9 protein-coding genes are annotated in these 8,506 nt (G+C 72.8%); 5 read left to right on the top strand and 4 right to left on the bottom strand.

The features are described 5' to 3' along the window. Window positions 1-30: 30 nt before the first annotated feature. The 3 genes from ACTJKO_RS05105 to ACTJKO_RS05095 all read right to left on the bottom strand — a co-directional run bounded on the left by ACTJKO_RS05105 (window position 31) and on the right by ACTJKO_RS05095 (window position 2,039). Window positions 31-1,005 (bottom strand): zinc-binding dehydrogenase, encoded by a 975-nt coding sequence (locus tag ACTJKO_RS05105; protein ID WP_440686569.1) that lies wholly within the window; start codon window positions 1,003-1,005, stop codon window positions 31-33. A gap of 24 nt (window positions 1,006-1,029) precedes the next feature. Continuing rightward, complete coding sequence (locus tag ACTJKO_RS05100; protein WP_440686344.1) at window positions 1,030-1,452, bottom strand: organic hydroperoxide resistance protein; 423 nt, start codon at window positions 1,450-1,452, stop codon at window positions 1,030-1,032. Window positions 1,453-1,595: 143 nt separating this feature from the next. Beyond that, window positions 1,596-2,039 carry a MarR family winged helix-turn-helix transcriptional regulator gene (locus ACTJKO_RS05095; RefSeq protein ID WP_440686567.1) on the bottom strand — a complete coding sequence of 148 codons (444 nt, stop codon included), beginning with the start codon at window positions 2,037-2,039 and terminating at the stop codon, window positions 1,596-1,598. Between the two features lie 147 nt (window positions 2,040-2,186). Here ACTJKO_RS05095 and mvk point away from each other — a divergent pair, with 147 nt between their 5' ends. The 5 genes from mvk to ACTJKO_RS05070 are packed head-to-tail and all read left to right on the top strand — an operon-like array spanning window position 2,187 to window position 7,491. Beyond that, complete coding sequence (mvk, locus tag ACTJKO_RS05090) at window positions 2,187-3,176, top strand: mevalonate kinase (protein ID WP_440686342.1); 990 nt, start codon at window positions 2,187-2,189, stop codon at window positions 3,174-3,176. After that, the gene (gene mvaD / locus ACTJKO_RS05085; protein ID WP_440686340.1) at window positions 3,176-4,198 is read left to right on the top strand and encodes a diphosphomevalonate decarboxylase; all 1,023 of its coding nucleotides are present in this window, start codon (window positions 3,176-3,178) and stop codon (window positions 4,196-4,198) included. Before mvk ends, mvaD begins: the two co-directional genes overlap by 1 nt. Next, window positions 4,195-5,277: a phosphomevalonate kinase gene (locus ACTJKO_RS05080; protein WP_440686338.1), complete on the top strand. Its 1,083-nt coding sequence runs from the start codon at window positions 4,195-4,197 to the stop codon at window positions 5,275-5,277. Before mvaD ends, ACTJKO_RS05080 begins: the two co-directional genes overlap by 4 nt. Then, window positions 5,270-6,334 (top strand): hydroxymethylglutaryl-CoA reductase, encoded by a 1,065-nt coding sequence (locus ACTJKO_RS05075; protein ID WP_440686336.1) that lies wholly within the window; start codon window positions 5,270-5,272, stop codon window positions 6,332-6,334. Before ACTJKO_RS05080 ends, ACTJKO_RS05075 begins: the two co-directional genes overlap by 8 nt. After that, window positions 6,331-7,491 carry a hydroxymethylglutaryl-CoA synthase gene (locus ACTJKO_RS05070; RefSeq protein ID WP_440686334.1) on the top strand — a complete coding sequence of 387 codons (1,161 nt, stop codon included), beginning with the start codon at window positions 6,331-6,333 and terminating at the stop codon, window positions 7,489-7,491. Before ACTJKO_RS05075 ends, ACTJKO_RS05070 begins: the two co-directional genes overlap by 4 nt. A gap of 19 nt (window positions 7,492-7,510) precedes the next feature. Here the strand turns inward: ACTJKO_RS05070 and ACTJKO_RS05065 are convergent, their stop codons facing one another. Next, window positions 7,511-8,497 carry an SRPBCC family protein gene (locus ACTJKO_RS05065; RefSeq protein ID WP_440686332.1) on the bottom strand — a complete coding sequence of 329 codons (987 nt, stop codon included), beginning with the start codon at window positions 8,495-8,497 and terminating at the stop codon, window positions 7,511-7,513. Between the last annotated feature and the right edge of the window lie 9 nt (window positions 8,498-8,506).

The raw sequence follows: 8,506 nt of genomic DNA, 5'->3' as shown, positions 1-8,506 counted from the left end.
ACCGCGCCTCCCGTCCGTTCGTCGCTCGCGCTACGGGCGCAGGAGCACCTTGCCGACGCGGCCGGCGGTGTCCGAGGCGCGGACCGCGTCGCGGACGTCCTCGAAGGCGAACGTGTCGGCGACGGGGAGCGTGAGCGACCCGTCGAGCACGCGCGTGATGAGCTCGCCGAAGAGCTGCCCCTTCGTCTCGGCGGGCATGGTCTTCGAGACCACGCTGCCCCAGAAGCCCTTCACGGTGAGCTGGCCGAAGATGACCTTGCCGGAGGGGATCTCGAGCGTCGGGGACGCCATCGCGCCGAACACCACGAGCGTGGCGTCCTCGCCCAGCACGGAGGCGATGTCGCCCGCGGCCTTCCCGCCGACCGACTCCACGCCCGCGACGATCGGGGCGCCGCCGGTGATCGCCGTGACCTCGTCCTGCCAGCCCTCCGTGTCGGTGGCGACGACGCGCTCGATGCCCTGGCTCCGCAGCTCCTCGACGCCGGCGGCGCGGCGGACGAGCCCGACGACGTTGATGCCCCGGGCGGCGGCGAGCTGCGCGACCATCCGGCCGACGGCACCGTTCGCGGCGTTCTGGATCAGCCAGTCGCCCTCGTGCAGGTCGAGCGAGTGCAGCAGGCTGATCGCGCTGAACGGCATCGAGACGAGCTGTGCCGCGGCGTCGTCCGGCATCGCGTCGGGCACCGGGACGAGACCGGCGGCGTCGGCGAGGTAGTACTCGGCCCAGACGCCGAACGCACCGCCGGCGACACGCTGGCCGACCTGGAGCCGGTCGACACCCTCGCCGAGCGCCTCGACGACGCCGAGTGCCTCGGTGCCCGAGGCGGCGGGGAGCTCGGGCTTGAACCCGTAGGTGCCGCGGACCGTCCAGAGGTCGTGGTTGTGGATCGGGGAGAGGACGGTGCGGACGAGCACCTGCCCGGGCCCCGGCTGCGGGACGGGCCGCTGTGCGACGGTGAGGACGTCGGCGGGTTCGCCGAAGGTCTCGTGGACGACGGCGCGCATGGTCGTGGGGGTGGAGCTCATGGACTAGTCCTCCGAGACGGTGATCGTGACGTCGATGTTGCCCCGCGTCGCGTTGGAGTACGGGCAGACCTGGTGCGCGGCGTCCGCGAGGGCCTGGGCCTGGTCGTGCTCGAGCCCGGGCAGGACGACCTCGAGCAGGACGGCGAGCTGGTAGCCGCCCTGGCGGTTCGGGCCGATCTGCACGCGACCGCCGACGGAGGAGTCCTCGATCTTCACCTTCTGGCTGCGGGCGACCCCCTGCAGTGCCGAGTGGAAGCACGCTGCGTAGCCGGCGGCGAACAGCTGCTCGGGGTTCGTTCCGTTGCCGGAGCCGCCCATCTCCTTCGGGATGGCGAGGTCGAGTGCGAACGAGCCGTCGCTGGTGGCGACGCGGCCGTCGCGGCCGGCGCCGGTGGAGAGGGCCTCGGCGGTGTACAGGGCTTCCATGGTGTTCCTTCCTTCGTGGGGTCGTGTGGGTCGTGGCGTCGCGGGGCGGCGTGCGCGGTCGCGGCGGCGCGTGCGCGGTCGCGGCGCCGCGACGTTCCGCGCTGGGCGACAGTTCACGGGCGCGCGAGCCCGTGGACTGTCGCTCAGCGCGTGAGCTCGGCCGGCACCGGCGAGCGCCCGGCGGCGGCGTGCATGGTCTCGGTCAGTCGGTGGAGCGTCGCGATGAGTTCGGCGGCGGCCCGTTCGTCCGGCAGGCCCATCCCGGCGGCGATCGCGGCCGGGACGTGTGCGAGCTCGGGGCGGATGGACCGACCGCGGTCGCCGACGGTCACCGTGACGATCCGCTCGTCGGTGCTCCGGCGCTCCCGGCGGACGAGGCCGGCCTGCTCCATGCGGCGCAGGAGCGGCGAGAGCGTGCCCGAGTCGAGCTGGAGGTGCTCGCCGAGTCCGGAGACGGTCTGGTCACCCTCGATCCACAGGGTCACGAGCACGAGGTACTGCGGGTAGGTGAGACCCCACGGCTCGAGCAGCGACCGGTACGCCTGCGTGGTCGCTCGGGTCGCTGCGTAGAGGGAGAAGCACACCATCTCGTCGGTCACGGGCACGGGTTCAGCATTGCACACGATCAAGTTGCGCACAATCGATCCGCTCGGGCTCACGGCTGGCGTCCGGTCGGGGTACGGACAGCACCGAGCGCACGCATGGCCCGGACGGTTAGGCTGACGTGACCCACGATGACCAGCAACGACCACGACAACACAACGACCCCTGGAGCCGGCGCCACCCGCCGCACCGGGACGGCGTCGTCCCACGGCAAGACGATCCTGATCGGTGAGCACGCCGTGGTCTACGGCGCACCCGCGCTCGTCCTGCCGGTCCTCGACGCCCGGGTCGTCGCCACGGTCACCCCGACCGACGACGGTGCCGGACACCACCTCGAGTCGGCGGTCCACACCGGCCCGCTCGACCTGGCCCCGGCCGCCGTGATGCCCACCGTCACGGCCGTCACCGCCACCCTCCGACGCTTCGGGGTCACCGACCGTTCGTTCCACGTCCGCGTCGACAGCGAGGTGCCCACCGCCCGCGGGATGGGATCGAGTGCCGCCGTCGCGGCCGCCGTGACCGCCGCGGTCGCCGACGCGCTCGACGAGACGCTCGACCCCGAGACGCACCACGACCTCATCCAGGAGTGCGAACGCGTCGCCCACGGACGCCCGTCCGGCCTCGACGCGCGCGGCGTGGTCGCCGACGCACCGGTCTGGTTCGAGGCCGGACGGGTCGAACCGGTCGAGCTGGGTGCCCGCTTCGCCTTCGTCGTGGCCGACACCGGGGTGCCCGGGCACACGCGCGAGGCGGTCGCCGCCGTCCGCCGACGCCACGACGCGGACCCGTCGACGATCGACGGCGTCATCGAGCGCCTCGGTGACCTGGCCCGCCGCGCGCGGAGGACGCTCGTGGACGGCGACGCCCAGGCGCTCGGTGCCACGATGGACGCCGCGCACGAGTTGCTCACCGACCTCGACGTGTCGAGCGACGACCTCGACCGGCTCGTCGGCGCCGCACGTGCTGCGGGAGCCCTCGGCGCGAAGCTCACCGGCGGTGGCCGCGGCGGATGCGTCCTCGCACTCGCCGAGGACACCGGACACGCGGACCGCATCGCGGCCGCACTGCGCGGCGCAGGTGCCGCAGCCACCTGGACCACCACGATCGGAGACCGCGCCTGATGACCGCCACCGCCGTCGCGCACCCCAACATCGCCCTCGTGAAGTACTGGGGCAAGGCGGACGCGTCCCTCGCGCTGCCCGCCACGGGCAGCGTCTCGATGGGACTCGACGTGTTCCCGACGACGACGTCCGTCACGCTGCTCGACGGCGTCCACGGCCAGGAGGCGCGGGACACCCTGACCCTGAACGGTTCCGTCGTCGAGGACGGCGCCCTGGTGCGGGTCGAGCAGTTCCTCGACCTGGTGCGGGAGCTGGCCGGTTCCACCGCGCCTGCCCGCGTCGTGTCCGAGAACACGGTCCCGACCGGCGCCGGACTCGCCTCGAGCGCCTCGGGCTTCGCGGCACTCGCCACGGCTGCCGCCGCGGCCTACGGGCTCGACCTGTCCCCGCGAGACCTGTCCCGCCTCGCCCGTCGCGGTTCGGGCTCGGCCACCCGGTCGATCCCGGGCGGGGTCGCCGTCTGGCACGCCGGGGACGACGAGGGGTCGTTCGCGGAGCCGATCCCGGCCCCGCCGATGGCCATGGTCGTCGTGACGATCGACGCCGGCCCGAAGCCGATCGGATCGCGCGAGGCCATGCGGCGCACCATCGCGACGTCGCCGTTCTACCCCGCCTGGGTCACCTCGACCACCGAGACGGTCGGGGAGATGCTCGCCGCCTGCGCCGCTGGTGACTTCACGCGCATCGGCGAGCTGACCGAGAGCAACGCGCTCCGCATGCACGCCACGATCGAGGGCGCGTTCCCGCCCATCCGCTACCTCAACGCGCGCAGCGTCGCCGTGTTCGACGCCGTCGCCGAGCTCCGCGCCGCAGGCACCGAGGCGTACGCCACCGCCGACGCCGGCCCGAACGTGGTCGTCCTCACGCAGCCCCAGGACCGCGGTGCCGTCGCGTCCGCCCTGTCCGGCTTCGGCGACGTGATCGAGTCCGGCACCGGACCAGGCGCGCGCCTCGTCGGCTCCGAAGGAACGGGGACGCCCGAGCCGGGTGTCGCCCCCGACCCGGAGGAGAGCGCCGAGTGATCGAGTTCCGTGCCCACGGCAAGCTGTTCGTCGCGGGCGAGTACGCCGTCGTCGAGCCCGGGCAGCCGTCCGTGCTCATCGCCCTCGACCGTGCGATCACCGCCCGGGTCAGCGAGGGCCACGGCGCCGGCAGCGTGCACTCCGAGGAGTACGGTCACCTCCCGCTCACCTGGACCCGCGCCGAGGACGGCATCGCGCTCGACACCGAGCACCACCCGTACGACTACGTGATGGCGACCATCGACCTCGTCGAGAAGCTCCGGCAGGAGCAGGGCATCGCGCCGCGGTTCCACGACCTCCGCATCTCCAGCCAGCTCGACGACGCGAGCGGTCGGAAGTTCGGGCTCGGCTCGTCGGCGGCGGTGACCGTCGCGACCGTGGGTGCCCTCGACCGCTTCTACGGCCTCGGGCTGTCGCAGCGGAAGCGTTTCCAGGTCGCCCTGCTCGCCACCATCCGCGTCAACCCGCGCGCGTCCGGTGGCGACCTCGCCGCGAGCACGTTCGGCGGCTGGCTGCGCTACAGCGCCCCGGACCGCGAACGCCTCGCCGCCCAGCTCGACAGCCGGACGGTGACGGAGATCCTCGGTGACGCCGAGGCGTGGCACGGCTTCGACGTCCAACGCCTGCCCGCGCCGGAGAACCTCGAGCTCCTGGTCGGCTGGACCGGTTCGCCGGCGTCCACCACGAAGCTGGTCGGCGTCGTGCGTCGGCACCGCAACGGCGGGTACCAGGCGTTCCTCGACGAGAGCCGCGCCTGCGTCGACGACCTCACCACGGGCCTCCAGACCGGCGACGCGGAACGGACGCTCGGCGCGTTGCGACGTGCCCGCGGGCTGCTGCAGCGGCTGGGTGAATCGGTCGGGTCGCAGATCGAGACCGAACGACTCGCGGCCCTGTGCGACGTTGTCGAGGCGGCCGGCGGGGCGGCGAAGCCGTCCGGCGCCGGCGGCGGCGACTGCGGCATCGCGCTCGTCCCGGCGGACACGGACCTCGCCGGCATCCACCGCGCCTGGGAGGCGCACGACATCAGACACCTCAGCGTCGCGGTGCAAGCGCCCGAAGGGAGCGTCGATGACTGACCTGCTGACCCCGATCCCCACGAAGTGGGTGGGGCCGATCCGCATCAGCGGCAACGCGGTGGAGGGCGAGCACGAGGTGCCGCTCGCCACGTACGAGTCGCCGCTGTGGCCGTCCGTGGGCCGCGGTGCGCGTGTGTCGCGCATGGTCGAGGGCGGCATCGTCGCGACCGTCGTCGACGAGCGCATGACGCGGTCCGTGGTCGTCCGCGCCGACAGCGCCGCAGCGGCGCACGTGGCCGCGGGACGCATCCTCGGTCGGCAGGCCGAGCTGGAGGCGATCGTCGCCGGACAGAGCCGGTTCGCGAAGCTCATCGAGGTGCACCCGGAGATCGTCGGGGACCTGCTGTTCCTGCGCTTCGCCTTCACCACGGGCGACGCCTCCGGGCACAACATGGTGACGCAGGCTGCCGACAAGCTCCTGCCCGCGATCCTCGAGTGGGAGCCGGGGCTGCGGTACGTCAGCGTCTCGGGCAACTTCTGCACCGACAAGAAGGCCACCGCGGTGAACGGGATCCGCGGTCGCGGCCGGAACACCATCGCCGAGATCGTGATCCCGGGCGAGGTCGTCGAGAAGCGCCTCCGCTCGTCCGCAGCGCGCATCGCCGAGCTCAACGTGGCGAAGAACCTGGTCGGGTCGACCATCGCCGGTGCCCTGCGCTCGGCGAACGCCCACTACGCGAACATGCTCCTCGGCTTCTACCTGGCGACCGGGCAGGACGCCGCGAACATCGTCGAGGGCTCCCAGGGGATCACGTACGCCGAGGCCCGCGGCGACGACCTCTACTTCTCGACGGCGCTCCCGCACCTCATCGTCGGCACGGTCGGCAACGGCAAGGGCGGGGACCTGCCGGTCGTCGAGGACGCCCTGGTCCGGCTCGGCTGCCGCGAGGAACGCGAACCCGGCGCGAACGCGCGACGGCTGGCGGCCCTGTGCGCCGCCACCGTCCTCTGCGGCGAGCTCTCGCTGCTCGCTGCCCAGACGAACCCCGGCGAGCTGATGGCGGCCCACGTCGCCATGGAACGCCGCGGTTCCCGACCCGCCGGAGGTGCGGCATGACGAGCATCGGCATCCACGACCTCGCCGTCGCGACCGGGCACCACGTGCTCGAGCTCGACGACCTGGCCGAACGACTCGGGGTCGACCCCGCGAAGTACCACGTCGGCATCGGGCAGGACGCGTTCAGCGTGCCCGCTCCGGACGAGGACATCGTCACGATGGGCGCCGCCGCGGCGAAGGAGATCATCGACCGCCACGGCGTCGAGGGGATCCGGACGGTGCTGTTCGCCACCGAGTCCGGCGTCGACCAGTCGAAGGCGGCCGGCGTGTTCGTGCACGGGCTGCTCGGTCTGCCGCAGAACGTCCGCGTCGTCGAGCTGAAGCAGGCCTGCTACGGCGGGACCGCGGCGGTGCAGCTCGCCCTCGGGATCGTCGCCCGGGCACCGCGGGAGCGCGTGCTCGTCATCGCCGCCGACGTGGCCCGCTACGACGTCGACACGGCCGCCGAACCGACGCAGGGTGCCGGTGCCGCAGCCATCCTCGTGTCGGCGGACCCCGACCTCGTCGAGCTCGAGCCCGCGGCTGGTGTGTTCACCGCCGACGTCGACGACTTCTGGCGACCGAACGACCGCTCGACCGCGCTCGTCGACGGTCGGCTGTCGGTGAGTGCCTACGTCGACGCCTTCGTCGGTGCATGGGACGACCTCGCCGCGCAGGGTGGTCCGGGGTACGCGGACATCCTCCGCTTCGTCCACCACCAGCCCTTCACGAAGATGGCGATCAAGGCGCACCGCAAGCTCACCCAGCACGTCGGTGTCCCGTTCGACGAGTCGGACCTCGCGATCGGGTTCACGTACAACAAGCAGACCGGCAACACGTACACGGCGTCGCTCTGGATCGGGCTCGCGGCGCTGCTCGACCTCGACGACGACCTCGCGGGGGAGCGGATCGCGCTGTTCAGCTACGGCTCGGGCAGTGTCGGTGAGCTGATCACCGGCATCGTGCAGCCGGCGTACCGGGAGCACCGCCGACAGGGTCGCGTCCGCGAGCTGCTCGAGGCCCGTGTCCCGCTGACCGTCGACGCCTACCGGGCGCTCCACGCCGCCGGTGCTGCCACGAGCGAGGACGTCGAGCGGCCCCGCGTCACGACCGCGCCGTTCCGGTTCGCGGGCGTGCGCGGCGGGGCCCGGCACTACGAGGCGACGACGCCGGCCTGACGCCCCCGCCGGGCCCGGCTCACACCATCGCGGCGAGGACCTCGCGCTCGAGCCGCTGGTAGCTGGCCTCCATCCCGTCGGTCATCCCCGTGGCGAGGACCGCGTCCCGCTGCCTCCGGTCGGGGTAGGTGACGAGCAGCGTCAGCAGGGTCACGCCGTCGGCCTCGTCGAACTGCAGGTCGTTGACGTTCGCCGGGAAGGGCGCGCCGGTCATCCGCTCGGTCGTGACCATCCGCCGTTCCGGGTCGACGACGAGGTTCTCGCCCTCGAACCCGAACGGCTCGCCCTCGGTGTCGCCGACGGGTGCCCACGCCTGCCGGAACCGACCGCCGACGACGAGGTCGTTCTCGTACACGGTCATCTCCCACCCGTCGGGGCCGAGCAGCCAGCGCCGCACGAGCTCCGGCTCGGTGTGCGCGCGCCAGAGCAGGTGCCGGGGTGCGTCGAACGCCCGGGTGATGCGCGCGTGGGTGTCGTCGACGAGCACGGTGACGGTGCCCTTGCCGAGGGCGTACTCGCGCAGGTCGGCGAGCACCCGGTCCAGCTGCCCGAACGCTTCGGTGTAGCCCTGTTCCATGCCCATCGCGATCAGGGTCTCGAGCGCCTCCAGCGTGGGGAACGTCGTGACGATCCGGACACGTGAGCCGGTCTCGGTCGGCTCGAACGACAGCACGCTCGTGCTCGGCGGTTGCGAGGTGTCGACCTCGCCGTGCTCGTCGGCGAACAGGTCGTCGAAGGCCAGGCGGGACGGTGCGTCGACCGCCGTGACGAGCCAGACGGAGTGGTGCGTCTCGCCGTCGGGGCCGGTCATCCGGTAGTGGGCCCGACCGCCGGGGCGCAGGTCGAAGTGCGTGAAGGTGGCGGGGAAGGCGGGCGGTCCCCAGAAGCGCTCGAGCTGACGTGGATCCGTGAACGCTCCCCAGAGTCGTTCGACGGGCGCGGGGAAGTCGGCGACGAGGGTCGTCGTCAGGGCTTCCGGGTCGGAGCGGACGCTGGTCACCGGCATGGTGGCTCC

It is taken from the genome of Curtobacterium sp. 22159, from assembly GCF_052045775.1.
Lineage (GTDB): Bacteria > Actinomycetota > Actinomycetes > Actinomycetales > Microbacteriaceae > Curtobacterium.
The sequence above is the reverse complement of the archived record's forward strand: the minus strand, read 5'-3'. Positions and strand labels throughout refer to the sequence as shown.

Bases quoted from the DNA above. Each gene is read 5' to 3' on its own strand.
- mvk (WP_440686342.1), top strand. From the start codon at position 2,187: ATGACCAGCAACGACCACGACAACACAACGACCCCTGGAGCCGGCGCC.
- mvaD (WP_440686340.1), top strand. From the start codon at position 3,176: ATGACCGCCACCGCCGTCGCGCACCCCAACATCGCCCTCGTGAAGTAC.
- ACTJKO_RS05075 (WP_440686336.1), top strand. From the start codon at position 5,270: ATGACTGACCTGCTGACCCCGATCCCCACGAAGTGGGTGGGGCCGATC.
- ACTJKO_RS05095 (WP_440686567.1), bottom strand. From the start codon at position 2,039: ATGGTGTGCTTCTCCCTCTACGCAGCGACCCGAGCGACCACGCAGGCG.
- ACTJKO_RS05070 (WP_440686334.1), top strand. From the start codon at position 6,331: ATGACGAGCATCGGCATCCACGACCTCGCCGTCGCGACCGGGCACCAC.
- ACTJKO_RS05105 (WP_440686569.1), bottom strand. From the start codon at position 1,005: ATGCGCGCCGTCGTCCACGAGACCTTCGGCGAACCCGCCGACGTCCTC.
- ACTJKO_RS05065 (WP_440686332.1), bottom strand. From the start codon at position 8,497: ATGCCGGTGACCAGCGTCCGCTCCGACCCGGAAGCCCTGACGACGACC.
- ACTJKO_RS05100 (WP_440686344.1), bottom strand. From the start codon at position 1,452: ATGGAAGCCCTGTACACCGCCGAGGCCCTCTCCACCGGCGCCGGCCGC.